At 59.9% G+C, this 24,133-nt stretch carries 21 protein-coding genes, 1 tRNA gene and 1 pseudogene; 7 read left to right on the top strand and 16 right to left on the bottom strand.

Features of this window, described 5'->3' with window-relative positions; translation table 11 throughout:
- Positions 1–104 precede the first annotated feature (104 nt).
- The 4 genes and pseudogenes from AC4PS6_RS08180 (at position 105) to AC4PS6_RS08165 (ending at position 2,512) form a co-directional block, all read left to right on the top strand.
- Positions 105–1,367 carry an aspartate aminotransferase family protein gene (locus tag AC4PS6_RS08180; RefSeq protein ID WP_336826806.1) on the top strand — a complete coding sequence of 421 codons (1,263 nt, stop codon included), beginning with the start codon at positions 105–107 and terminating at the stop codon, positions 1,365–1,367.
- Between the two features lie 226 nt (positions 1,368–1,593).
- A pseudogene (locus tag AC4PS6_RS08175) lies at positions 1,594–1,959 on the top strand (type II toxin-antitoxin system RelE/ParE family toxin).
- Positions 1,943–2,260, top strand: a complete 318-nt coding sequence (locus AC4PS6_RS08170) for a helix-turn-helix domain-containing protein (RefSeq protein WP_014720197.1) — start codon at positions 1,943–1,945, stop codon at positions 2,258–2,260. The pseudogene AC4PS6_RS08175 and the gene AC4PS6_RS08170 overlap by 17 nt, the downstream one beginning before the upstream one ends.
- A 93-nt stretch (positions 2,261–2,353) precedes the next feature.
- A complete protein-coding gene (locus AC4PS6_RS08165; protein ID WP_003194776.1) occupies positions 2,354–2,512 on the top strand; it encodes a YqaE/Pmp3 family membrane protein in 159 nt (52 codons plus the stop codon).
- A 5-nt stretch (positions 2,513–2,517) separates the two neighbouring features.
- Here the strand turns inward: AC4PS6_RS08165 and pqqE are convergent, their stop codons facing one another.
- The 14 genes from pqqE to rpsU form a co-directional block, all read right to left on the bottom strand.
- Positions 2,518–3,648, bottom strand: a complete 1,131-nt coding sequence (gene pqqE / locus AC4PS6_RS08160; RefSeq protein WP_419722422.1) for a pyrroloquinoline quinone biosynthesis protein PqqE — start codon at positions 3,646–3,648, stop codon at positions 2,518–2,520.
- Entirely contained in the window at positions 3,641–3,916 is a 276-nt protein-coding gene (pqqD, locus tag AC4PS6_RS08155) for a pyrroloquinoline quinone biosynthesis peptide chaperone PqqD (RefSeq protein ID WP_003194772.1), read from the bottom strand. Before pqqD ends, pqqE begins: the two co-directional genes overlap by 8 nt.
- Complete coding sequence (gene pqqC, locus AC4PS6_RS08150; RefSeq protein WP_492180769.1) at positions 3,913–4,665, bottom strand: pyrroloquinoline-quinone synthase PqqC; 753 nt, start codon at positions 4,663–4,665, stop codon at positions 3,913–3,915. The genes pqqD and pqqC overlap by 4 nt, the downstream gene beginning before the upstream one ends.
- An 11-nt stretch (positions 4,666–4,676) precedes the next feature.
- Positions 4,677–5,588 (bottom strand): pyrroloquinoline quinone biosynthesis protein PqqB, encoded by a 912-nt coding sequence (pqqB, locus tag AC4PS6_RS08145; protein ID WP_014720194.1) that lies wholly within the window; start codon positions 5,586–5,588, stop codon positions 4,677–4,679.
- Between the two features lie 71 nt (positions 5,589–5,659).
- On the bottom strand, positions 5,660–5,734 hold the full coding sequence (gene pqqA, locus AC4PS6_RS08140; protein WP_003194766.1) for a pyrroloquinoline quinone precursor peptide PqqA: 75 nt from the start codon (positions 5,732–5,734) through the stop codon (positions 5,660–5,662).
- Between the two features lie 158 nt (positions 5,735–5,892).
- Positions 5,893–8,268 carry a pyrroloquinoline quinone biosynthesis protein PqqF gene (gene pqqF / locus AC4PS6_RS08135; protein WP_336826804.1) on the bottom strand — a complete coding sequence of 792 codons (2,376 nt, stop codon included), beginning with the start codon at positions 8,266–8,268 and terminating at the stop codon, positions 5,893–5,895.
- A gap of 48 nt (positions 8,269–8,316) precedes the next feature.
- Entirely contained in the window at positions 8,317–9,111 is a 795-nt protein-coding gene (locus AC4PS6_RS08130; RefSeq protein WP_020302169.1) for a carbon-nitrogen hydrolase family protein, read from the bottom strand.
- Between the two features lie 10 nt (positions 9,112–9,121).
- Positions 9,122–10,825, bottom strand: a complete 1,704-nt coding sequence (locus AC4PS6_RS08125; protein ID WP_014720191.1) for a flavin monoamine oxidase family protein — start codon at positions 10,823–10,825, stop codon at positions 9,122–9,124.
- Between the two features lie 147 nt (positions 10,826–10,972).
- Positions 10,973–11,419 carry an Lrp/AsnC family transcriptional regulator gene (locus AC4PS6_RS08120; RefSeq protein WP_003194755.1) on the bottom strand — a complete coding sequence of 149 codons (447 nt, stop codon included), beginning with the start codon at positions 11,417–11,419 and terminating at the stop codon, positions 10,973–10,975.
- 111 nt (positions 11,420–11,530) lie between these two features.
- Positions 11,531–11,607, bottom strand: a tRNA-Ile gene (locus tag AC4PS6_RS08115).
- Positions 11,608–11,622: 15 nt separating this feature from the next.
- Positions 11,623–15,366 (bottom strand): bifunctional diguanylate cyclase/phosphodiesterase, encoded by a 3,744-nt coding sequence (locus tag AC4PS6_RS08110; RefSeq protein ID WP_032902338.1) that lies wholly within the window; start codon positions 15,364–15,366, stop codon positions 11,623–11,625.
- Positions 15,367–15,501: 135 nt separating this feature from the next.
- Positions 15,502–17,349: an RNA polymerase sigma factor RpoD gene (gene rpoD / locus AC4PS6_RS08105; RefSeq protein WP_020302171.1), complete on the bottom strand. Its 1,848-nt coding sequence runs from the start codon at positions 17,347–17,349 to the stop codon at positions 15,502–15,504.
- Between the two features lie 67 nt (positions 17,350–17,416).
- Positions 17,417–19,387 (bottom strand): DNA primase, encoded by a 1,971-nt coding sequence (gene dnaG / locus AC4PS6_RS08100; protein WP_038451740.1) that lies wholly within the window; start codon positions 19,385–19,387, stop codon positions 17,417–17,419.
- Positions 19,388–19,829: 442 nt separating this feature from the next.
- Entirely contained in the window at positions 19,830–20,045 is a 216-nt protein-coding gene (rpsU, locus tag AC4PS6_RS08095; protein WP_002551877.1) for a 30S ribosomal protein S21, read from the bottom strand.
- Between the two features lie 203 nt (positions 20,046–20,248).
- Between rpsU and tsaD the strand changes: the two genes are divergently transcribed.
- On the top strand, positions 20,249–21,274 hold the full coding sequence (gene tsaD, locus AC4PS6_RS08090) for a tRNA (adenosine(37)-N6)-threonylcarbamoyltransferase complex transferase subunit TsaD (RefSeq protein ID WP_058410099.1): 1,026 nt from the start codon (positions 20,249–20,251) through the stop codon (positions 21,272–21,274).
- A 31-nt stretch (positions 21,275–21,305) separates the two neighbouring features.
- Here the strand turns inward: tsaD and plsY are convergent, their stop codons facing one another.
- A complete protein-coding gene (gene plsY / locus AC4PS6_RS08085) occupies positions 21,306–21,875 on the bottom strand; it encodes a glycerol-3-phosphate 1-O-acyltransferase PlsY (RefSeq protein WP_014720187.1) in 570 nt (189 codons plus the stop codon).
- Positions 21,876–21,949: 74 nt separating this feature from the next.
- Here plsY and folB point away from each other — a divergent pair, with 74 nt between their 5' ends.
- Positions 21,950–22,303 carry a dihydroneopterin aldolase gene (folB, locus tag AC4PS6_RS08080; protein WP_122301714.1) on the top strand — a complete coding sequence of 118 codons (354 nt, stop codon included), beginning with the start codon at positions 21,950–21,952 and terminating at the stop codon, positions 22,301–22,303.
- On the top strand, positions 22,294–22,812 hold the full coding sequence (gene folK / locus AC4PS6_RS08075; RefSeq protein WP_014720185.1) for a 2-amino-4-hydroxy-6-hydroxymethyldihydropteridine diphosphokinase: 519 nt from the start codon (positions 22,294–22,296) through the stop codon (positions 22,810–22,812). The genes folB and folK overlap by 10 nt, the downstream gene beginning before the upstream one ends.
- A 72-nt stretch (positions 22,813–22,884) precedes the next feature.
- On the opposite strand, the gene AC4PS6_RS08070 is transcribed toward folK, so the two are convergent.
- On the bottom strand, positions 22,885–24,117 hold the full coding sequence (locus AC4PS6_RS08070) for a multifunctional CCA addition/repair protein (protein WP_019817356.1): 1,233 nt from the start codon (positions 24,115–24,117) through the stop codon (positions 22,885–22,887).
- Between the last annotated feature and the right edge of the window lie 16 nt (positions 24,118–24,133).

The following is a 24,133-nucleotide window of genomic DNA, read 5'->3' as shown; positions in this document are numbered from 1 at the left end:
AACAGCGTTTTTGTTGATAGCGTTTACATAGGCAACGCAAAAAATCTGAAGGCCTTATTGGCAGGCGGCATCGACCAAGGTCAGGTTGCCAACGGAGGTGAAGTGTGAACTTGTTCCGTCGCTTCGCGCCGAGTCTGGATGACCTGCTTGTGCATGCCCCGCGTGCAGAGGTTTCCAGCCAGTGCCTGATGCCCACTGTGGCGCGCCCGCCCCAGGTGTTTGTGCAGGGGCAGGGCTCCTGGCTTTCGGACGCTGACGACCGCGCCTATCTGGATTTCAGTCAAGGCGGCGGCGCCAACAGCCTGGGCCACAGTCCTCAGGCCGTGCGCGACGCCATTGCCGAACAGATGCATACCGTGATCAACCCTGGCCTGGGTTTGCACAACCGCGCGCAACTGGACCTCGTCGACCGTCTGTGCCACCACACCGGCAGTGATCAGGCCTACTTGCTCAACACGGGTGCCGAAGCCTGTGAAGCGGCCATCAAGTTGGCACGCAAGTGGGGCCAGTTGCATCGTGGCGGCGCTTACCACATCCTCACGGTAAGCAATGGCTGCCACGGCCGGAGCCTTGGGGCGATGTCGGCGTCGGCCATGGCCTGCGAAAACCGGTTCGAACCGCAGCTGCCAGGTTTCAGCCAGGTGCCGTTTAACGATCTGCCGGCCCTGCATGCAGCGGTCGATGCGCAGACCGTCGCCATCATGCTGGAGCCGATACAAAGCGGCGGCGGTGTCGTCCCTGCGACAGAACATTACCTCAAAGGCGTCGAACGCCTGTGTCGTGAGCTCGGGATCCTGCTGATCTTCGACGAAGTGCAAACCGGTATCGGCCGCTGCGGCAGCCTGCTCGCCGAACAGCAATACGGCGTGCGCGCCGACATCATTGCCCTGGGCAAAGGCTTGGGCGGCGGTGTGCCCTTGGCGGCGCTGGTGGCGCGTGGTAATGCCTGTTGCTTCGAACCGGGCGAGCTGGACGGTACACATCACGGCAATGCACTGATGGCATCTGCGGGTATCGCCGTACTCGACGCTCTATTGGAGAACGGCTTTCTCGAGCACCTACGTGAATCTGGCTTGTACCTGGCAGAAGGCCTTGCCCGGCTGGCCTACCGTTACGACCATGGGCCCTTGCGCGGCAACGGGCTGCTTTGGGGCCTGACACTGTCGGACGATTGCGCCGCAGCAGTGGTCAAGGCCGCGCTGCTCGAAGGCCTGATTCTCACCTCCTCACAACCTGACTGCCTGCGCTTTACCCCTGCGCTGAATATCAGCAAAACCCACATCGACGAAATGCTGCTGCGGCTTGCCCGCGCCTTTTCTCGGGTGCGCACCGCTCAAGTGCAATGCCGCAAGGGCATCGCCGTTTGACCCCAGTTTCCTGAACCGTCTCGCGGCATACGCGGCGCCTCCAGCCTGATTCTTTTGGCTGGGGGCGTTTTTTTTGTCTGGGTAATTTCTGGTGTGAAAACGTTGATTGAGCCTCCCTGGGAACAGTGGTTTCTTAGCGGACGTCGGCAAGGACCGCCGATGGGGCACAGCGTGCTCGACTTTTAATCTATACCACTGGGTGGTATGTTTTTGTGAAGGGACCTCCATGAAGCTCAGGTTGTTTAAAACACGGCGATTTGCCGAGGCGGCCAACAAAGCCTGGATCTGCGATTCGGAGTTGAGGGAGGCGTTTGGCGAAATGCTGAGGGGGCAGGCAGATAATCTGGGCGGTGGTGTCTGGAAAAAACGCCTCAACCAAAATCGACATCGTTCAATCATATTGGCCAAGGGTAGGCACTATTGGGTTTATCAGTTGCTGTTCGCCAAGAAGGATCAAGGCAACATTACGTAGAGCGAACTTGTTTGGTTTCGATCACTGGCCAAAACTTATGAAAGGTTAAACGAAGCACAGATTCAGCAAATGCTGGATCTCAAGGAGTTTGTGGAGATACATCATGACCAAGAAGTATAAAAGCGAGGCGTTTGAGTCCATTCACCAGTCAGCCAAGGCACTTCATGCTGTCGGCGCCATCAGCAAAACCACTCTGCGAGAATATGATGAGGCGTGCTTATCCATGCCAGACCAAATACCTGCCGAACAGATCAAGCAACTACGTGAAAGCAGCCATGTCAGCCAACCTGTGTTCGCCCGCTACCTGAACACCAGCGCGTCCACCGTCAAAAAATGGGAGTCGGGAGAGAAACGGCCTAGCGGCATGGCGCTCAAATTATTGAGCATCGTGCAAAAGCATGGCCTGCAGATTCTGGCCTGAGATGGCCCAATGCCAGAATCCACTGAACCCTCACGAACCGCCAAGGTCGATTAGCTACACGGCTCACACGAGCCGATTTTCTGGAGCTGACCCATGGACATCATTCGTATCATCATCGCCATTCTGCTGCCGCCATTGGGTGTGTTCCTACAAGTAGGTTTCGGCGGTGCCTTCTGGCTGAATATCCTGCTGACCCTGTGCGGTTACTTCCCGGGCATCATCCACGCGGTGTACATCATCGCCAAGCGTTGAGGCGCTCAGCCTTTTGCAATGAGCCTTGAGTTGCGCTCATTGCGAAAGGCCAGTTGCTCGATGGTCTGGGTGGCCTGTTCGGCTTCTTCCCGCGCCTGAAGGATGATGCCGTGCTGCTCGGATTTGCTGCATACCGGGTCGGCGTTGCTGGCGTCACCGGTGAGCATGAAGGCCTGGCAACGGCAGCCGCCGAAATCCTTTTCTTTTTCGTCGCATGATCGGCACGGCTCGGGCATCCAGTCGTAGCCACGAAAGCGATTGAAGCCAAACGAGTCGTACCAGATGTGCTGCATGCTGTGGTCGCGCACATTGGGAAACTGCACGGGCATTTGCCTTGCGCCGTGACAAGGCAGGGCGGTGCCGTCGGGTGTGACTGTCAGGAAGATGCTGCCCCAGCCGTTCATGCACGCTTTGGGGCGCTCCTCGTAATAATCCGGTGTCACGAAGATCAGCTTGCACGGGTGGCCTTCGGCTTCCAGCTTGGCGCGGTACTCATTGGTGATGCGTTCGGCGCGCACCAACTGCTCGCGTGTGGGCAGCAAACCCACGCGATTGAGCTGTGCCCAGCCGTAGAACTGGCAAGTGGCGAGCTCGACGAAATCTGCTTCCAGCGCAATGCACAGCTCGATGATGCGGTCGATCTTGTCGATATTGTGCCGGTGGGTGACGAAGTTCAGCACCATCGGGTAGCCTTGGGCTTTCACGGCTCGGGCCATTTCCAGTTTTTGCGCGAAGGCTTTTTTGGAGCCGGCCAGCAGGTTGTTCACCTGTTCGTCACTGGCCTGGAAGCTGATCTGGATATGGTCCAGGCCGGCTTTCTTGAAGTCGCTGATTTTTTGTTCGGTGAGGCCGATGCCAGAGGTGATCAGGTTGGTGTAGAAACCCAGCTTGCGAGCCTCGCCGATCAGTTCGGCCAAGTCCTGGCGCACCAGCGGCTCACCGCCGGAAAACCCCAGCTGCGCAGCACCCATTTCACGGGCTTCGCGAAATACCTTGATCCATTGTTCGGTGCTCAACTCCTTGCCCTGCTCGGCGAAATCCAGCGGGTTGGAGCAATACGGGCACTGCAACGGGCAGCGATAGGTCAGCTCGGCCAGCAGCCACAGCGGTAGGCCGATGGCGGGTTTTTCAGGCAAGGGTGATCCAGTGCTCAGCACGGGCGACCTCCATGAATTGCTCGATGTCGTCACCCAGCTCCGGTACGCCGGGGAACTGCTTGTCCAGCTCGGCAATGATGGCCGCCACGTCGCGCTCGCCGTCGATCAGGCCGCCGATCAATGCGGCGCTGTCGTTGAGCTTGATCATGCCTTCGGGGTAGAGCAACACGTGGCCTTTCTGTGCAGGCTCGTACTGGTAGCGATAGCCCTGGCGCCAGGTCGGTTTTTTGCTGCGATCAAAGCTCATAGGGTAATCCCTTTATGCCATACCCGCTGTTCGGTCACGCTGTGATACGGCGGGCGTTTGAGTTCGTAGGCCATGCTCATGGCGTCCAGCATGCTCCAGAGGATGTCCAGTTTGAACTGGAGAATGTCCAGCATGCGCTCCTGCCCCTCGCGGGTGGTGTAGTGCTGCAGGGTGATCGCCAAGCCGTGTTCCACATCACGCCGGGCCTGGCCCAGGCGGGTGCGGAAGTACTCGTAACCGGCCGGGTCGATCCACGGGTAGTGCTGCGGCCAACTATCGAGGCGCGACTGGTGGATTTGCGGCGCGAACAGCTCGGTCAGCGAGCTGCTGGCGGCTTCCTGCCAGCTGGCGCGGCGGGCGAAGTTGACATAGGCGTCCACGGTGAAGCGTACGCCGGGCAGCACCAACTCTTGGGAGCGCAGTTGATCGGGGTCCAGGCCCACAGCCTGGCCCAGGCGCAGCCAGGCTTCGATACCGCCGTCTTCACCGGGCGCGCCGTCGTGGTCGAGCAGGCGCTGGATCCATTCGCGACGGATTTCACGGTCTGGGCAGTTGGCCAGGATCGCCGCGTCTTTCAGCGGGATATTCACTTGATAGTAGAAGCGATTGGCGACCCAGCCCTGGATCTGCTCACGGCTGGCGCGGCCTTCGTACATCGCCACATGGTAGGGGTGATGGATATGGTAGAAGGCGCCCTTGGCGCGCAGGGCGGCTTCGAACTCAGCCTTGCTCAACGGTGTGTCGGTCATTTCGATCGCTCCTACAATTCAATGCTCATGCCGTCGTAAGCCACTTCGACATTGCGCCGCACCAGCTCCGCTCGCTCGGGGGAGTCTTCATCGAGGATCGGGTTGGTGTTGTTGATGTGGATAAGCACTTTGCGCTGTTTGGGCAGTTGCTCGAGCACTTCAAGCATGCCGCCGGGGCCGTTCTGTGCCAGGTGGCCCATCTCACGCCCGGTGCGGGTGCCGACGCCACGGCGCTGCATTTCATCGTCGTCCCACATCGTGCCGTCCACCAGCAGGCAGTCACTGCCGGCCATGATGTCCAGCAGCGGTGCGTCGACCTTGCCCAGGCCCGGGGCGTAGAACAATTTGCCGCCGGTGCGCAGGTCTTCGACGATCAGGCCAATGTTGTCACCGGGGTGCGGGTCGAAACGGTGCGGCGAATAGGGCGGTGCGGCGCTGCGCAACGGCAGCGGGGTGAAGCGCAGGTTGGGGCAGGCCGGGATGGTGAAGCTGGCGTCCAACTCGATGCGGTTCCAGGCCAGGCCACCGTTCCAGTGGGTCAGCATGGTGAACAACGGGAAACCGGTGCTCAGGTCTTCGTGGACCATGTCGGTGCACCACACCTGGTGCGGGCAGCCTTCGCGCAGGCTCAGCAGGCCAGTGGTGTGGTCGATCTGGCTGTCCATCAGGATGATTGCGCTGATGCCGGTATCGCGCAGGGCGCGGCCCGGTTGCATGGGCGCAAAGCCCTGGAGTTGCGCGCGAATATCCGGCGAGGCATTGCAGAGCACCCAATTCACGCCATCGTCGGAGATCGCGATGGACGACTGGGTACGCGCGTGGGCCCGCAGGCTGCCATCGCGAAAACCTGCGCAGTTCACGCAGTTGCAGTTCCACTGAGGGAAGCCACCGCCGGCGGCGGAACCTAGAATCTGGACAAACATGATCGCTCCATCAAGCACAGCTCAAAACAAAAACGCCCCGGGCGAACCGAGGCGTTGTATCACTCAGCCAATCAACGGCTGGCGAAGTACATGGTGACTTCGAAACCAATACGCAGATCAGTGTAAGCAGGTTTGGACCAGGTCATATTCTTACTCCTATCAAGGGATGGGACGTTCACTACCAAGTAATACATATAGTCCACCTCCTGTTGGAGATGTTCAGATATTGCTGCGCAATGTTACGCAATTTTATTCAAGTTAGCGCTGTCTCGGTGGAGAAAGCCTGTTGCAGGGTTGGCAATGATCACGGCGCTGCTTGCCAGTCGTCGCTGATACGCGGCCCGTTGGCCACGCATTGCCAGCCGCCTGCGGCGTCATTGAGTTGTTGCGCGGCGCGCTGCACATCCTCGCGTGTGCACGCTTGGATCAACTGTTGAAGCTGATCCAGATACCCCGACGAATGACCTGCCAGGTGCGCATGCCACAGCAAGTCGGCAGCTTCGTTGATGGGCAGCGTCTGGGCCGCGAACTGCTGTGCGAGGGCCTGGTTACCCAAGTCGGGGCTGCGTTCGATCAACGACGGCAGTTGCCCCAGGAAGGCCTGCAACTGTTGGACGATGCCGTCCAGGGAGGCGCTCGGCGATTGCACCCCAAACAGCAGGCCGGTTTGGCCGTTGATCTGTCGGATGCCGCTGAACACGGCGTAGCCGATTTGCAGTTCGACTCTCAAACGCTGGTAGAACGGCCCCTGGAGCACGTGCCCGAGCAACCGCCAGTGGGCTTCATCGGCGAGGGATTGAGTCGGCGTTGGGCAAAATAGCAGTAGCGCTGCTTCGCTGGATTCGGTGCTGACTGCGTGCCAGCGCTTTCGTCCGTCAAGGGACTGAGGTGTAGAAGGCACGCTTGCCGGTTGCCCAGGCAGCCGGACCGCTGCGGCTTTGATCGCGGCTTCACAGGCGGGTGGCAGGCCTGCGCCCAGCGCCTGCCAGCGCGCGGTAGCCCATGATGCTGTCGTCTCCTGAGGCTGGGGCTGAACACCCGCGCAGCAAGCGGGCAACGCCTTGAGCAGTTCCCGGATGGCGATCATCGGCACGGGAGCGGTCGGTGGCAAAGGTTCATCTGAGTCACTCAGACACCGCGCCAACGCTTCGAGCACCGCCGGCATGGGCTCGTGGAGGCCGTGCATCTTCACCTGCCAATCCGTGGCGCAGGTTTCGCAAGACAACTCGACGCCGGCCTGGCGTGCCTGCTCGCGCAATGGCCGCAACAGACTTTCCAGCCCGCTGGGTACCGCCGAGTCAAACCGCCAGTGCAGGTACAGCGCGCCTTCGCCAGTGTCATCCGCCAACGCCTGGCTGAAGGTCAACGCTGACAGCTCCCGTCGGCCCCGTGAGCGATCCTGGGCAAAGGTGCGCAAGCCACGGTGGGCGCTGGTTTGGCCACGAATCAGGCCAGCGCGTTCTTCCTTGGCGGGCGCACGAAGCAAGGGGTTATTGGGCGGCAGTTGCCAAGGGTACCGGGAGGCGGGCAGGTGCAGTGAATCGAGCACGGCCTTGAGGGCTACGACGCCTTGTTCCGACAGGTCTTGGGCATCGTTGCGCGCCAACGCCAGGGCGCCTTGGACCTGTTGCTGGCGAGCATTGAGCAAGGCGAACTCTTCGCGTAACGCTGTCCAGTCGCTGTGTGCGAAGAAACCCAGCCAGTCGTGCAGCAACTCTTCAATCTGCGTAGCCGGTTCGCGTTCGCTGGCGAGGGTGAAGTTTATATCCAGCACGGCTTGATCCGCGAATTGGTACAGCACGGACGCCTGCAGCGCGGTGGCCAGTCGTCGCGCTTGCAGTTCAGCGAGCAACCCGCCGGGGGCCGAGGCGTTGAGCCAGGTGCAGAGAAACGCCAGCGCTTCCCGTGGCGCGTTACAGGTAATGACCTGATGCAGGTGTTGGCCGGCGACGTGCTGATAACGGCGCGCCGGGCCATGCATCAAGGCCGGTGGAGCGGCCTGCGGGTGCAATGGGCCGGGCGTCAGTTGGTCACTGAACTGCTGGGCCAAGGCCTGCAGGTCGGCCAGCGATTGTGGACCGGCGAGGCTCAGGGTCATCTGCCCGCTTTGATAAAAGCGTGCGTGGAACCCTCGCAAGGCGTGCTGAAACTCGTCGCTTTCCACCGGCAGGCTGTCGCGGTTGCCGGCATGAAAACCTCGTAGAGGATGATCCGCCGCCAAGCCTTGCAGCAGCGCCACTTGCTGTTGGGCCTTGGCATCCTGGGACCAGGCGATGAACTCCGCCTCCAGCACTTCGCGTTCACGTTGTTGATCGTCGAGGGCCAGGCGCGGGTGAGCCAGCATATCCGCCAAACGCGCCAGCCCGTCTGCAAAAGCCGGCACCGGCAGTTCAAAGAAGAACTCGGTGGTGCGCTCACGGGTGCTGGCGTTGACCTGCCCACCGTGGCGCTGCACGTAGGCCATCAGCCCTTCGCCGACTGGGAAACGTTCGGTACCGAGAAACAACAAGTGCTCAAGAAAATGCGCCAGGCCAGGCCAGGCCAATGGCACGTCATGGCTGCCGGCAGCCACGTGTAAAACGGCGGCGCAGCGCTTCAAGCGTGGCGCATGGCGCAGGCAAACCCGCAGGCCATTAGCGAGAGTCAGGTGAAGGGGATGAGGGTGAACCGGCGCAGGCATGGGCACTTCCGAGGCGTGGGAAGTGCCTATGCTAGCAAACCCAATGGGTCAGGGCTTGTGCAGTGCGCCGTAGAGTTCGGCGCGACGGTCTTGCAGGTAGTGGTTGGCGGCGCGGGCGTCGACAATAGATTGGCGATCCAGGGTGCCGACGATCAAGGCTTCATCCAGGCCGGCCTGGGCAATTCGCTGGCCGTCCGGCGCGGCAATGCTGCTTTGCCCGCAGTAGTGAATCTCGCCTTCGTGCCCGCAATAGTTGGCATAGGCCACGAAGCATTGGTTTTCAAAGGCTCGCGCCCGCACGGTGACGTCGGCAACGAAGTCGAACGGCACCATATTAGCGGTGGGCACCAGAATCAGTTCGGCACCGGCGAGGGCCAGGCGCCGGGTGTTTTCCGGAAACTCCAGGTCGTAGCAAATCAGCATGCCCACCTTCCACCCGTTCAATTCCACCACCGGGAAATCATCGGGGCCGGCGCTGAACATTGAGTGGTCAAGATCGCCAAACAAGTGGGTCTTGCGGTAGTTGCACAGGCGCTTGCCCTGGGCGTCGATCAACTGCACGGCGTTGTAGACCTGGCCGTCTTCGGCCCGCTCCGGGTAGCCATACAGGATCGCCAGCCCGGCACTTTGCGCCAGTTCGGCAATCGCCTGCGCCGATGGCCCATCCTGTGCCTCTGCCAGTGCGCCAACGGCTTCGGCGCCAATGTTATAGCCGCTGAGAAACATCTCTGGCAGCACCAGCACATCGGCGCCGTGTGCCTCATGGGCCAGTTGATGCAGGCGCTGCAGGTTAGCGGCCACATTCAGCGGCAGCGGCGGGCATTGGTACAGGGCGACACGCATGCTCAACTCCTTATTCTGCCAGGGCGATTGGCCCTATTTCATCGAACACGTCGCCTGGGCCTGGGTTCTCCGGGTGGGTGCTGCCACCGAAGTGATTCATGATGCCCCATACCGCGTTGAGCGAGGTTTGTACCGCGCCTTCGACCCAGGCGGGCGTCCACGATACATCATCACCCGCGATGAAGATCCCGCGTTGTTCGGCGGGCATATCCTTCTGCATGAAGTGCGCATACATCCGCTGGTTATAGCGATAGTGACCGGGCAAGGCGCCTTTGAAGGCCCCGAGGAAATGCGGATCGGCCTCCCAGGACACGGTGATCGGGTCGCCGATGATGCGCGCCTTGATATCAACGTTGGGGTAGATCTTCTTCAGCGCATCGAGGGCCAGTTTCACCCGCTTGTCGATAGGCTGGGGCAGCATCTTCAGTGCGTCGCTCATCCACGAGTAGGACAGGCAGATCACCCCCGGCTTGTCGTCACCGTTATCGAACAGGTAGGTGCCCCGGGTCAGGCGGTCGGTGAGGGTCATGCTCATCAGGTCGCGGCCGGTTTGCGGGTCTTTGTCTTTCCAGAATGGGCGATCAACCATCACGAAGGTTTTCGATGACTGCATGTAGCGAGTGCGATCCAGGGCCATCCACATTTTTTGTGAGAACAGGGTTTCGTCGCATTCGATCTGTGTGGTCAGCAGCCAACTTTGGCAGGTGGTCAGCACCGCCGCGTATTCGCGCGTGTCGCCATAGTTGTCGGTAACAGCAAAGCGGCCATCGGCGGCGTGGGCAATGCGCTTCACGCCTGCCCGTGGTGCGCCTCTATGCAACGAGCTCAGGCTGGTGCCGGCCGGCCAATGGGCGCAGCGCTCTGGCACATGGCGCCAGATGCCCATGGGCACTTGTGCCACGCCACCGACGATCAGGTGTTGATGATCATCGCAGTTGGTCATTACCACACGGAAGATTTCCAGCATGGAGTTGGGAAAGTCAGAGTCCCAACCGCCGGTGCCGAAACCGACCTGGCCAAACACCTCGCGGTGGTGGAAGGACAATTTGGCGAAGGCTTTGGAGGTGGCGACGAAGTCGTAGAAGGTACGGTCATCCCACAGCGGCACGAGCTTGTTCCACAGTTCCTTGAGCCGTGGCACGTCGCGGTCGCGGATTGCCTGCTGGATATCGCCGAACTGCGAACCGGCCTCCAAGGCGTCGGCCCAGGCATCGGCGACTTCCTGGAACAGTGCCGGTAAATCGGAGAGTTTTTGCGCATAGTGAGTCTGGCCTTCCAGATCGATCACGGTGCTGCCGGACGCCGGTGTCAGCGGGTTGGGAAAGGGCTTGGTCTCCAGTCCAAGTTTGTCCACGTAATGGTAGAACGCCGTGGACGATACCGGGAACCGCATGCCGCCCAACTCGGCGATGATGCCTTCGGCGCCTTCAAAGGCCTGCGAGCGCAAGCGGCCACCCATCTTCGAGGCTTCATACACAACGGGCTTGAGCCCGAGTTTCATCAGCTCGTAGGCCGCAACCAGGCCCGCGATCCCGGCGCCGACGATCGCCACTTCGGCGCCATGATTGGCCGCAGGAATACTGCCCAGCCCGGCGGGGTGTTCGATCCAGTCATCAAAGGCAAACGGGAAGTCCGGGCCGAAAATGGTGATGGGTTTCTTACCGTCGCCCGGGTGGCGATTGGGCTTGCTGAGGGTGCTGGACGGAATGCTCATGGCTGACCTTACTGACGGCTCGGCGGGAGGAGGGCCCGTTGAGTATAGGAAAAGATGGCAGCCAGTTTAGGGGGCGTTGCGCTCGTTAATAAGACGCAATGTGTCGTCGGATTGTACTGGTTTTAGTCAATATGACGAAGGTAGTGATCAGATTGGTTGTCCGCGATCCAATTTGTTACTGAGGATGATCGAGGTGGTGGTTTTTTCCACGCCGTCAACACTGCCGATCTGGTCCAGCAATTGGTCCAGTTGCTCTGGCGAATCGGTGCGCAGCCAAGCCACGTAATCGAACTCTCCACTTACCGCGCACAACTGCTGCACTTGCGCCATGGCGCTCAGCCTGCGCAACACCTCTTTGCCCGAACGGGGTTGCACGGTAATGCCCACATAAGCTTGCAACCCCCCATCAGCAACGCGCTGGCCCAGGCGCACGCCGTAACCGGTGATGACCTGGGTTTTCTCCAGGCGGGCCAGACGCGACGTGACGGTGGTGCGCGCGATGCCCAACTGCCTGGCGAGCATGGCCACGCTTTCACGGGCGTTGAGCTGCAGGGCGGCGATCAGTTGGCGGTCGATTTCGTCTAGGGCGGGCAAGGGGGGGCTCCAGTGCGGGGGCAATGAGCAAGCATGGTACAGGCTTGGCCTGGCTGAAAGAACCGTGATGCCAGATACGCAAAAGCCGCGCAATGCGCGGCTTTTTTTGTGTGGTGGGCCCAGTAGGACTCGAACCTACGACCAAGGGATTATGAGTCCCCTGCTCTAACCAACTGAGCTATAGGCCCTCAGTAGGTCGCGGATTATAGCGATGGTTTGTTCACTGTGCCATCCGAAAAATCCTTGTGCCGTGTACGAAGGAAGCTGGCGGCAAAAAGCTCCGGCGGGAGGGGCAGGCTGACGATGTAGCCTTGCATCTGTTCACACCCCTCGCTTGCGAGGAATGCTTGTTGCGCCGGAGTCTCCACGCCTTCGGCGATGATGGTGAATTGCATGCTGTGGCCGAGGGCGATGATGGCGCGCACGATGGCTGCATCGTGAGGGTCGTCGGGCAAGCCGCGCACGAAGGATTGGTCGATTTTGAGGAAGTCCAGGGGCAGGCGTTTGAGGTAGCTGAGGGACGAGTAGCCGGTGCCGAAATCATCGATCGCCAATTGGACGCCCAGGCGCTTGAGTTGGTGCAACACCGCGAGCGCTTCTTCGGCTTGGCTCATGATGAAGTTTTCGGTGATTTCCAGTTGCAGGCAGCCGGGTTCGAGGCGGTAATCGTGCAGCAGTTGTTCGATGCGTGATAGCAGGTTGGGGTGACGCAGTTGCGCGCCTGCGAGGTTGACGGACAGGGGGCCGAAATCCTCGAAAGCCGCTTGCCAGGCGTGCAGTTGCCGGCAGGCCTGTTCCAGTACCCAGTCGCCGATTTGCAGGATCATGCCGTTCTCTTCGGCCAAGGCGATAAAGTGTTCGGGCGGGACGTCGCCCAGAGTCGGGTGGTGCCAGCGGATCAAGGCTTCGGCGCCGATCAGTTGTTGGGTGACCAGGTTGCGCTTGGGTTGGTAATACAGGCTCAATTCTTCACGTTCGATGGCGCGGCGCAGTTCGTGCTCCAGCGCTACGCGTTCATTGGCTTGGGCAGTCAGGTCGCGGGTATAGCGCTCGACCCGGTTACGCCCCTTGGCCTTGGAGCGATACATTGCGGCGTCGGCATTTTTGACCAGGGTGGCGACGTCGGTACCGTCTTGCGGATACAGGCTGGTGCCGATACTGGCGCTGATAAAGAACTCATGCTCGCCGGCTTGGAATGGCGGGGTAAAACAGTCGAGCAGTTTGTTCGCCAAGTGCTGGGCGTCGCTGGCCTGTTGCAAGCCGGGCAACAGGATGATGAATTCGTCGCCGCCCAAGCGAGCAACGGTGTCCACGTCCCGCAACTGCTCCTTGAGGCGTACGGCGATGTCTTTGAGCAGCAGGTCGCCGACCGGGTGGCCGAGGCTGTCGTTGATGTGTTTGAAGCGATCAAGGTCGAGAAACAACACCGCGCCCTGTTTACCACTTTCTTGCTGGCCGTTGAGGGCGGCCTGCAGCCGGTTTTCAAACAGGGTGCGGTTGGGCAGGCCGGTCAATGGGTCGTGGTGGGCCTGATAATCCAGGCGTGCCTGGGCCAGCTTGAGGCTGGAGATGTCGGCGAACACGGCAACGAAGTGGGTGACCAATTGCTCGCGGTTACGCACGGCGCTGATGGTCAGCCAGCTCGGATACACCTCGCCGTTCTTTCGGCGGTTGGAGATCTCTCCTTGCCAATGACCGTGGGCCGTCAACTGGTGCCACATCGCCGCATAGAACGCGCTGTCATGCAGGCCGGAGGCGAGCAGGCGCGGGGTATGGCCAAGGGCTTCAACCTCGCTGTAGCCGGTTATCTCAGTGAAGGCGCGGTTGACGGCGCTGATGTTCTGCCGTGTGTCGGTGATCAAGACGCCTTCGGCGGTGCTTTCGAACACCGTGGCGGCCTGCTGCAGTTTTTCCTGCATCAACTGGCGTTCGGTGATGTCCCGGGCGATGGTCAGCATGCAATCTTCGTCGCCAATCGGCAGTGGGCGGCTGGACACTTCGCACAGGCGAATCTGGCCGTCGGCACGACGGATATGACAGATGAAATCGCGCACAAAGCCGTCGCGCTGCATCAACTCCAGCATGTGCTTGCGTTCGTTGAGGTCGACCCAGATGCCTAGGTCCAGGGTTGATTGGTCAAGTGAGGAGGCGCTGGTGAAACCGGTCAGGTGGCTGAAACCTTCGTTCACTTCAATCAGCAGGCCATCCCTTTGGCGACTCAGTAGTAAACCGTCAGGGGAAGCATGGAATGCCTTGGCGAATTTCTCTTCGGAGGTTTGCAGCTGCTGTTGGGTTTCCTTGAGCTCGGTGATATCGCGCACCACCACCACCAGGGCTTCAGTGGTATCGAGTTGGAACGGCTCAGCTGAGATCAGCCCGGTAAATGCCTGACCATTGCTGCGCAGAAAGGACATTTCCAGGTTACGGATACTGGTGGTCTGTACCCGCTGCAGCAAATCCGGACCGACGCCCTGAATGCCCCATATATTCAGATCTGAGGCGGTTTTGCCTACCACCTCGTCGGCGCGTAGCCCAATCTGGTCCTCGAATGCCTTGTTGACCTCCAGCAGGCAGCCATCAGACAACTGGGCAATCACCAGGATGTCTGGGCACTGCTGAAACACCGAGGCAAATTTCTGCTCGGACAGTTGCAGGGCTTCCTCGGTGCGCTTGGCTTCGCTGATGTCGATCATCAGGCCGCGCAGCACTGGCTCGTGGCCGTGTTCGATCAGGCTGACAATGTCACGTACCCACAGGCAGCGGCCATCAGCGGTGATGACCCGGTAATCAATGCTGTGATCACGGTTAGCGCGAGTTTCCCGATAGCAATAGGCCTCGGCGCGGGTCAGGTCGGCGGGGTGGATGATGTTGCGCCAGAAGCCTGGAATCAGCCAATGGGCGCGGGGATAACCGAGCAGGTCTTCGGCATGGGGCGACACGTAGCTGTAGGTGAAATCGCTGATGCTTGCTTCCCAGGCGATGGCGGACAAGCTCTCCACCAAGCCGCGATAGTGGTACTCGCTGCTTCGCAGTTCTTGTTCAAGGGCGACCCGGCGAGAAATTTCCGAACTGAGCCGGCGATTGATCCGAATAACGATGGCCAGCACCGTACTCAATAGCAGCACCGCTGGCAGGCCGTACGTGAGCAAGTCAGCCCAGAAGGTGCGGTGATCGGCGAAGCTGCCGACCCAATGTTGCTGGATTGCATCCGTTTCGGCTGAGCTGAGGTCGGCGAGGACTTTGTCCAGGATGCCCACCAGGATTTTTTCATTCCGCGGGACACCCATCGCCAGTTGGTAGCGGTAGGGCGTTTCGCCGCTGACGTATAAACCGTCGAGCTTGAGTTGGCGCAGGCTCCAGACGCTGGAGGCGAGGTCGCCGACCACGGCATCTACTTCATCGGTGGCCAGGGCTTGCAGCGTCGAACTGACGTTGGGCAGGGCGACCAGATTCAGGTCCGGATGGTGGGTGCGGAGCAATTCATGGGGCGCGTAGTTTTCCACCACGGCAATTTTAAGCCCGTACAGATCCTTGAGGCTGCGTGGTTTCGCGCCGCCTTCATGGGCCAGGATGACGATGGGAAAGTCGAGATAGGGGCGTGTGAACGCCAGGAAGTTTTGGCGTTCGGGGGTGGACATGATGCCAGGCAGCAGGTCGAGCTGATTATTGCGGGCTTGTTCAAGCACCGCAGTCCAGTTAACCGGTTCGATCAGTTTGATACGCACACCCAGGCGGTCCTGGAGCAGGCGTACGTAATCGGCTGCCAAGCCCTGATATCGGCCATTTTCATCGCGATATTCAAAAGGTGGCCAAGACGCATCCACGCCTAGGCGCAGTTCCTGATGGTCCGCCAACCAGCTACGCTCATCATCCGTAAGAGTCAACGCGCCAGCCGTTGCGGTCCAGGTCAGCAGCGACAGCAGTATCACGGTCGGCAATCTGGGCATAACGGTCTCGTTATGGCACGGGGAATGTCTCGAGTGTAGACGGGCATTGCGAGGGCGGGGTGGTGCGCGGCAGTTAATCTGTGCAAAGCAATCGGTAGAAAGCAAAACCCCCGGCCTGGGCCGGGGGTTCTGGTATCACTCGTCGAGGAAGGAGCGCAGATGCTCGCTTCGCGTCGGGTGGCGCAACTTGCGCAGCGCCTTGGCTTCGATCTGACGGATCCGCTCACGGGTCACGTCAAACTGCTTACCGACTTCCTCAAGGGTGTGGTCGGTATTCATGTCGATGCCGAAACGCATGCGCAGTACCTTGGCTTCACGGGCAGTGAGGCCGGACAGTACGTCGCGAGTCGCTTCTTTCAAGCTCTCAACAGTGGCGACATCGATTGGCGACTGCATGGTCGAGTCTTCGATGAAGTCACCCAGATGGGAGTCTTCGTCATCACCAATCGGCGTTTCCATGGAGATCGGCTCTTTAGCGATCTTCAATACCTTGCGGATTTTATCCTCAGGCATTTCCATGCGTTCGCCCAGCTCTTCCGGGGTCGGTTCGCGACCCATTTCCTGCAACATCTGCCGGGAAATGCGGTTGAGCTTGTTGATGGTCTCGATCATGTGCACCGGAATACGGATGGTGCGGGCCTGGTCGGCGATCGAGCGAGTGATCGCCTGACGGATCCACCAGGTGGCATAAGTCGAGAACTTGTAGCCGCGACGGTATTCGAACTTGTCCACCGCCTTCATCAAGCCGATGTTGCCTTCCTGGATCAGATCAAGGAATTGCAGGCCACGGTTGGTGTACTTCTTGGCGATGGAGATCACCAGACGCAAGTTCGCTTCAACCATCTCTTTCTTCGCGCGGCGGGCCTTGGCCTCACCGATCGACATACGACGGTTGATGTCTTTGATTTCTGCAATGGTCAGGCCGGTTTCGGTCTCAAGCGCGGTCAGCTTCTGCTGGCAACGGATGATATCGGGCTGCAGGCGACCGATGGCTTCGGCGTATTTCGCCTTGCCCTTGGCCAGTGCGTCGCTCCAGCTTTCGTCAACTTCGTTGCCCGGGAACTGGCGCAGGAAATCGGTACGCGGCATGCGCGCATCACGCACACAGAGCTGCATGATCGCACGCTCTTGGGCACGCAGACGCTCAAGGGCGCTGCGAACACGCTCAACCAGGCCTTCGAATTGCTTGGGCACCAGCTTGATCGGCATGAACAGCTCAGCCAGGGCCACCAGCTCGGCAATCGCCTGCTTGTTGCCACGACCGTGCTTCTTCAGGGCCTTGCGGGTGATTTCCATTTGATCGGAAACCGCACCGAAGCGCTGGGCAGCGATGACCGGGTCTGGACCGCTTTCGGCTTCTTCTTCGTCGTCGCTGCTTTCAGCTTCGTCGTCGTCGGAGTCGTCGTCCGCTTTTGCGGCTTTCGCATCAACAGGCGGCGGTACTTCGGCGGCAGGCGGCGCAATGCCGTCGTCCGGGTCGATATAACCGCTCAGGACGTCAGACAGGCGGCCACCTTCGGTGGTGACGCGAGTGTACTCGGAGAGAATGTGGTCAACCGTGCCAGGGAAGTGCGCAATGGCGCCCATCACTTCACGGATGCCCTCTTCGATACGCTTGGCGATTTCGATCTCGCCTTCGCGTGTCAGCAGCTCGACGGTACCCATTTCGCGCATATACATGCGCACAGGGTCTGTCGTGCGACCGATATCGGTCTCCACCGCAGCCAACGCGGCGGCAGCTTCTTCAGCGGCGGCTTCGTCGGTATCGGCGTCGGCCAGCATAAGGGAATCCTTATCTGGCGCAGTTTCGAATACGTTGATCCCCATGTCGTTAATCATGCGGATGATGTCTTCCACCTGCTCAGGATCTGAAATATCCTCAGGCAGGTGGTCGTTGACCTCCGCGTAAGTCAGGTAACCCTGCTCACGACCAAGAAGTATCAACTCTTTGATACGAGACTGCTGTTGCGCTTTTCCGGACATAACACCCTATCCACTGAAGGTCTTGGCGGGCAAAAAACAAGCCGAGGATTATACCCGAGCTATGACCTCACACGCCAGCTGAGGTCGGGTTTGATGCGTAAACATTCTGTTTTAAGAGGTCGCGCATCTGTTTTGCTATCTGAATTTGCTCTTCAGCCGATAATCCCGGCTGCCTTGCTCTCTTGATAAGTTCGTCGAGGGTCTGAGTGTGTTGACCCGCGGATAACCTATTAATGGTGTCTAAAAACTGTTGTTCAAGGTTGTCGCCGTCAATTAGCCACTCCTTTTCCGCCAGTGCCCGCAATAAACGGCCCTGTTCCGTGCCATGCCAGCGAGCCATCAACTGGATTGAGTTTAGCTTAGGGTTTTTCTGCACGGCTTCGATCAGTGCAATAAGCACCTGAGCATAGGTATTGCTCTCGTTGGCAAAGTGGTCGGCACTTTCAACCTTGCCGGCCAATTGCGGGTGGTGAATCAGTGTGCGCAGTGCAATCAGTGTGGGGGCTTCCACCGCTACGGGCGTGCGTGGCGCGTAGGCTTCATCGCGATCACCGCGCTTGCCGTTTTTGCTCCAGGGCTTTTTATCCCACTTCTTGCCACCTGCGCCGGGCTTCTTTGGCGTCCATTCCTGCTGGGGCGCGAAGGCCTCCTGAGGTTGGTGAAAGTCAGCGTAGTCCGGCATGGCGTCGTAATCCATGCCGGGGTCGTAGGCTGGCGGCGCCTCTTGCGGGGCGCTGTGCACCAGCTGGCTGACGGCTTCACCGCTCAAACCGGTGATCTCCAGCAGGCGCTGGCGCATCAGTGTGCGCAAATTGGCGCCGGGGACTTTGTCGATCAGCGGCGCCGCAAGGGTGGCCATATGGGCCTTGCCCTCCAGGGAGCGCGGGTCGGCTTCTTCGGTCAGTTGCTGGAAAAAATAATCCGCCAGCGGCTGTGCATGTTGATTGATGCGTGCACGGAACGCATCGGTACCTTCCGAGCGCACCAGCGTGTCCGGGTCTTCGCCTTCGGGCAGGAACAGGAAGCGTGCGCGACGCCCATCCTGCAGGCTCGACAGCGTGGCTTCGAGCGCGCGCCAGGCGGCGTTGCGGCCAGCCTGGTCGCCGTCGAAGCAAAACAGCACGCTGGGCACGACACGGAACAGGCGCTTCAGATGTTCTTCGCTGGTGGCGGTGCCGAGGGTCGCGACCGCGTTGCGCAGGCCTTGTTGGGCCAGGGCGATCACGTCCATATAACCCTCAACCACGATGATTTCGTCGAGGTTGCGGTTGTTCTTGCGCGCTTCGAACAGGCCGTAGAGTTCCTGGCCTTTGTGAAACACCGGGGTCTCCGGGGAGTTCAGGTACTTGGGTTTGTCATCACCAAGCACGCGGCCGCCAAAGGCGATGATGCGGCCACGGCTGTCGCGGATCGGGAACATCACGCGGTCGCGGAAGCGGTCATAGCGCTTGCCGGTCTCGGCGTTTTCCACCAGCAGGCCGGCGTCGATCATGGCCTTTTGCTGGAGGGTGTCGTTGCTAAGGTGTTTATACAGATTGTCCCAGCCCGGCGGAGCGAAGCCGAGACCGAAGTCCCGAGCGATTTCGCCGGTGAGGCCACGGCCTTTGAGGTAGTCGACAGCGGCCTTGCGCTGCGGATGGCTCTTGAGTGCCTGGCGGTAAAAATCGGCGGCAGCGGTAAGCAGCGGGTACAGCGGCGAATCGGTGGGTTGCCGGGGTTTGTGCGGGCGGCCACTTTCTTCGCGGGGCACTTCCATTCCTGCGGCTTTAGCCAAGTCCTCGACAGCCTGGGGGAAGTCCAGGTTGTCGTGGTCCATCAGGAAACCCAGGGCATTCCCGCCCGCCCCGCAACCGAAGCAGTAATAGAACTGCTTGTCGGGGCTGACGCTGAAGGATGGGGTTTTTTCTTTATGGAACGGGCAGCAGGCGGTGTAGTTTTTGCCGGCTTTTTTCAGCTGTACGCGTGAGCTGACAACATCGACGATGTCGGTGCGGTTCAGAAGGTCGTCAATAAAGCTCTGGGGAATCAGCCCGGCCATGGCGTTCTCGTCATCACTGCGTGTAAATGAGGACCCGTGAGGTGTTCAAGCGCACGTATAGGGGGCTCGATCATCATCGTCTGCATGGGTCATCAGGAAGTGTATCTGCCGAATATTCACTGAGGGTAGTTTCTGATCAGTCTTCGGCATGGAAATGTTGCCCGGGCGTCCGGTCTTGGCCAATGGCAGCCTCGGAAACGCATCGATGGGCACAGCCGACACGGTTGATCGTCTGTTTGAAGAATAGGTGTGCTCGTCAGTAGCCTTGTTAGGCTCGTCAGAAGAGACGTGCACCGCTGGCAAAAGAGCCAGCCCTGACGTGTGAAGCAGTGTCTCGGTCGCGTGTGCGGCGTCGACGGTGAAGCATCAAGCGATATCCGCAAATGCCAACAGCCCGGCTGAGGGCCGGGCTTGGCAGAAGCTTGCTACGAACGTCTGTGTATTAGTACAGACGAACGGCGCGGCGCTGTTCGCGCTGAACTTTCTTAGCGTGACGCTTAACAGCGGCTGCTGCTTTGCGCTTACGCTCAGAAGTTGGCTTCTCATAAAATTCGCGGCTACGAACTTCAGCCAGAACACCGGCTTTTTCGCAGGAGCGCTTGAAACGACGCAGAGCTACGTCGAAGGGTTCGTTCTCTTTTACTTTGACGGCTGGCATCCAGAGCTACCTTCTTTCATTACCGGGAATCAACGTTCTCGTCGCAAAAAATTCGCGGCTGAGGTCGTCGGTTTTTAAGGGTTGCGGATGTTAACCCCTCATTGCCCGGAATGCAAAGCCTCTGATCGAAAACCGCTAGTCGGGAGGGGGAGTGGCGACTATTATGCGCGCCTTCGAATTCAGCCTCTACAAGGCGCAAACCCATGCTAGTACTGGGACTTGAAACCTCCTGCGACGAAACCGGAGTCGCACTATACGACAGTGAACGCGGGCTTTTGGCCGATGCACTGTTCAGTCAGATCGACCTGCATCGCGCCTATGGCGGCGTGGTGCCGGAGCTTGCCAGCCGCGATCACGTCAAGCGCATGCTGCCATTGATCCGCCAGGTGCTGGATGAGGCCGGTTGTGTGGCAACCGAGATCGATGCCATCGCCTATACGGCAGGGCCCGGATTGGTCGGAGCCCTGCTGGTTGGGGCCTCTTGCGCCCAGGCGCTGGCCTTTGCCTGGGGTATTCCTGCTCTTGGTGTGCACCATATGGAAGGCCACTTATTGGCGCCCATGCTGGAAAAAACACCGCCGGAGTTCCCGTTCGTCGCTTTGTTGGTTTCGGGCGGGCATACGCAGCTGGTTCAGGTGGATGGGATCGGTCAATACACACTGTTGGGCGAGTCGCTGGACGATGCCGCCGGTGAAGCGTTCGACAAAACCGCGAAGATGATGGGGCTTAATTATCCGGGGGGGCCGGAAATCGCCCGTCTTGCCGAGAACGGCGTTGCCGGTCGCTACACCTTCCCGCGGCCGATGTGTGATCGCCCTGGCTTGATGTTCAGTTTCAGCGGCTTGAAAACCTCTGCCTTGAACACCTGGCAGCAGAGCGTCAGCGCCGGGGACGACGGCCAGCAAGCCCGTTGCGACATCGCGCTGGCGTTCCAGCAGGCTGTGGTGGAGACTTTGACCATCAAGTGCAAGCGCGCCCTGAAACAGGCGGACATGAAGCGGCTGGTGATCGCAGGCGGCGTCAGCGCCAACAAGGCGTTGCGCAGTTCCCTGGAAAAAATGCTCGGCGACATGAATGGCAACGTGTTTTACGCACGCCCTGAGTTCTGCACTGACAACGGCGCGATGATTGCCTACGCCGGTTGCCAGCGCTTGCAGGCCGGGCAGCACGAAAGTCTGGCGATCAGCGTGCAGGCGCGCTGGCCGATGGAGCAATTGCCGCCGTTGTAAGGTTCAAGGGCACCGGGTCCAGGCGGGGTATTTAAAAATGCCGTTCGCGCCCGGCAAACAGGTCGCGTAGATTGCCGCGGTGGCGCCAGACGATCAGCAGTGTCAGCACGCTCATCGGTAGCAGCGCTTCTGGTTCCTGCCAGGCCAGCAGCGGCAGGGTCAGCGGCGTGGCAATCAGCGCGGCCAGCGAGCTGGTGCGGGTCAGGTAGAACGTCAGCAGCCAGGCGAGCATGGCCAGTAACGCCGCAGGGGGGTAAATGCCCAGCAGCATGCCGGCCGCCGTGGCGACGCCCTTGCCGCCGCGAAAGCGGAAGTACAACGGGAACAGGTGGCCCAGGACGGCACACAGGCCCACCCAGGCTTGCTGTTGCAAGCTAAGGCCGACGAGGCTGGCGATGAGCACGGGCAGCAGGCCCTTGCAGACGTCGCCCAGCAAGGTCAGGACGGCGAGTTTCTTGCCGGCCAGGCGCAACATATTGGTGGCGCCGGCATTGCCTGAGCCACTCATTCGCGGATCGGGATTTCCCGTCAAGCGGCTGAGCAAAATGGCGAAGGACAGCGAGCCGAGCAGGTAGGCGAAAATCGCCAGTGACCAAAACATGCTAACTATTCCGGGCGAGGACGCCCTGATTCTAACGGGGCATCGCGCCCTTGTCGTGCTGCGGAGAAAAGTGCTTGGACAGAGTGTTTATCGAAGGCCTGGAAGTCGACACCGTGATCGGGGCTTACGACTGGGAGCGCGGAATCCGGCAATGCCTGCGCCTGGACCTGAGCTTCGCCTGGGATAATCGCCCAGCTGCGGCAGGTGACGACCTGACCCTGGCACTGGATTACGCCAGGGTGTCTGCGCGTATCCAGGCCTTTGCCGAGCATTCCCAGTACCAACTGGTGGAAACCTTTGCCGAGCGTTTGGCCGAAGTGCTGATGAGTGAGTTCCAGATTCCCTGGCTGCACCTCAAGTTGACCAAGCCCGGCGCGGTACCGGCTGCCAAGGGCGTGGGCGTGGAGATGGAGCGCGGATGTCGTTGACTCAGGTTTACCTCGGGCTTGGCAGCAATATCGACCGCGAGGCTCGTCTATGCGCCGGCTTGGATGCGTTGGCGGGCTTCTTGACGGATATGCGCTGTTCGGCGGTGTTCGAAAGCCAGCCGGTGGGGATCAAAAGTGGGCCGTTTTTCAATCTGGTGGTGTCGGCTTATACCGACCTGCCGTTGATGGAACTCGATCGCCGGTTGAAATCCATCGAGGCCGACAACGGCCGCTACGCGCCCGACCGCAAAGGCCTGCCGTTGGATATCGATGTGTTGTTGTATGGCGATTGGGTGGGCAATTTCGATGGCTTGATCTTGCCGCGAGCCGAAATTCTGAAAAACGCCTTTGTGTTGTGGCCGCTGTCGATGATGGCGCCGGAGCGTCTGCACCCGGAGGCGGGCAAGACAATGGCCGAGTTGTGGCGAGACGCGCAAATTGATCAGGTATTGGCGCCTGTGGCGTTCGAGTGGCAGGGTCAGCCACTCACGCCACAAGCTCTTTTGTAGGAGCCGAGCGTGCTCGCGAAAAACCTGAGGGCGCTGCGTCATCGTTGAGGTTCTTCGCGAGCAAGCTCGCTCCTACAAGGGCTTTTGCTGTTCTTTGTAGGCTTTAAGCGCCTTGAGCCGTTCGCGCTTGAGCGCCTCGCCCAGTTCGGGGCCTTTGAAACCCTTTTCTAGCAGCGGCGCGACCGGCACTTCGCGTGCCACCTTTGCCGCTCCGCGCAAATAATCGGCCTGTGGATAACTGCGTTGCTCAAAACCCTCGCGGCCACGAGCGTCCATTTCGCAGGCCGCCACGAACTCTTCAAAGCGTTGCGGCCGACGGTACACGTCGAAGCTTTGCAGCAACTCCAGCAATGTCGAGGCCTTGAGTTCAAGCGCGCGATGCCCGTGAGTATGATATTGCCCCACCAGCAAGGCCAACTCCTGGCAATCCCTCGGCACCTTGAAACGCTCGTTCACCGCTTTGATCAGCTTCAAGCCGCGATGTTCGTGGGCAATGTGCTGCGGCAACTTATCCACAGGCGTCAGGCCTTTGCCCAGGTCGTGCAGCAGGCAGGCCCAGCGCACGCTCAGCGGTTGCTTGTGCAGGGCTGCTTGCTGCAGCACGCTCAAGGTATGCAAGCCGGTGTCTATTTCCGGGTGGTGAGCTGCGGGCTGCGGCACGCCGAACAGCGCATCCACCTCCGGCATCAAGGTTTTCAGTGCGTCGCAGTCACGCAGTACTTGGATAAATACCTGGGGTTGATCTTCCATCAGCGCCCGTGAGATTTCCTTCCAACTGCGCTCGGGGGTAAGGGCCTCCAACTCGCCGGACTCACTGAGTTGGCGCATTAATTCGAGGGTCTCAGGGGCGACTGTGAAGCCGAGAGGCGCATAGCGCGCGGCGAAACGCGCAACGCGTAGTACGCGGAGGGGATCTTCGGCGAACGCGGGAGAAACATGCCGTAAAAGACGCGCTTCAAGATCGCGTTGTCCCTGATAAGGATCAGTCAGGTTACCCTCGTCATCCTCCGCCATGGCATTGATGGTCAGGTCACGCCGGATCAGGTCTTCTTCCAGCGTAACGTCGGGGCTCGCATGGAATATAAAGCCACCGTAACCCCGGCCATTCTTGCGTTCGGTGCGAGCGAGGGCGTATTCGTCACCGTTTTTCGGATCGAGAAACACCGGAAAATCGGCGCCCACCGGTTTATAACCCTTGGCGAGCATCTCTTCAGCCGTCGCGCCAACGACGACGCGGTCTATATCGGTGACCTCGATGCCCAGAAGGCGATCACGCACGGCGCCGCCGACTTTGTAGATTTTCATGAAAAAGCCTCCATTA

This window comes from Pseudomonas sp. DW-iso17 (assembly GCF_058725345.1).
This window is presented reverse-complemented; position numbering and strand designations above follow the sequence as displayed.

Bases quoted from the DNA above. Each gene is read 5' to 3' on its own strand.
- AC4PS6_RS08110 (WP_032902338.1), bottom strand. From the start codon at position 15,366: ATGCCCAGATTGCCGACCGTGATACTGCTGTCGCTGCTGACCTGGACC.
- AC4PS6_RS08170 (WP_014720197.1), top strand. From the start codon at position 1,943: ATGACCAAGAAGTATAAAAGCGAGGCGTTTGAGTCCATTCACCAGTCA.
- AC4PS6_RS08165 (WP_003194776.1), top strand. From the start codon at position 2,354: ATGGACATCATTCGTATCATCATCGCCATTCTGCTGCCGCCATTGGGT.
- rpoD (WP_020302171.1), bottom strand. From the start codon at position 17,349: ATGTCCGGAAAAGCGCAACAGCAGTCTCGTATCAAAGAGTTGATACTT.
- folK (WP_014720185.1), top strand. From the start codon at position 22,294: ATGTCGTTGACTCAGGTTTACCTCGGGCTTGGCAGCAATATCGACCGC.
- AC4PS6_RS08070 (WP_019817356.1), bottom strand. From the start codon at position 24,117: ATGAAAATCTACAAAGTCGGCGGCGCCGTGCGTGATCGCCTTCTGGGC.
- AC4PS6_RS08130 (WP_020302169.1), bottom strand. From the start codon at position 9,111: ATGCGTGTCGCCCTGTACCAATGCCCGCCGCTGCCGCTGAATGTGGCC.
- rpsU (WP_002551877.1), bottom strand. From the start codon at position 20,045: ATGCCAGCCGTCAAAGTAAAAGAGAACGAACCCTTCGACGTAGCTCTG.
- tsaD (WP_058410099.1), top strand. From the start codon at position 20,249: ATGCTAGTACTGGGACTTGAAACCTCCTGCGACGAAACCGGAGTCGCA.
- dnaG (WP_038451740.1), bottom strand. From the start codon at position 19,387: ATGGCCGGGCTGATTCCCCAGAGCTTTATTGACGACCTTCTGAACCGC.
- pqqF (WP_336826804.1), bottom strand. From the start codon at position 8,268: ATGCCTGCGCCGGTTCACCCTCATCCCCTTCACCTGACTCTCGCTAAT.
- pqqB (WP_014720194.1), bottom strand. From the start codon at position 5,588: ATGTTTGTCCAGATTCTAGGTTCCGCCGCCGGCGGTGGCTTCCCTCAG.
- pqqC (WP_492180769.1), bottom strand. From the start codon at position 4,665: ATGACCGACACACCGTTGAGCAAGGCTGAGTTCGAAGCCGCCCTGCGC.
- plsY (WP_014720187.1), bottom strand. From the start codon at position 21,875: ATGTTTTGGTCACTGGCGATTTTCGCCTACCTGCTCGGCTCGCTGTCC.
- pqqD (WP_003194772.1), bottom strand. From the start codon at position 3,916: ATGAGCTTTGATCGCAGCAAAAAACCGACCTGGCGCCAGGGCTATCGC.
- AC4PS6_RS08125 (WP_014720191.1), bottom strand. From the start codon at position 10,825: ATGAGCATTCCGTCCAGCACCCTCAGCAAGCCCAATCGCCACCCGGGC.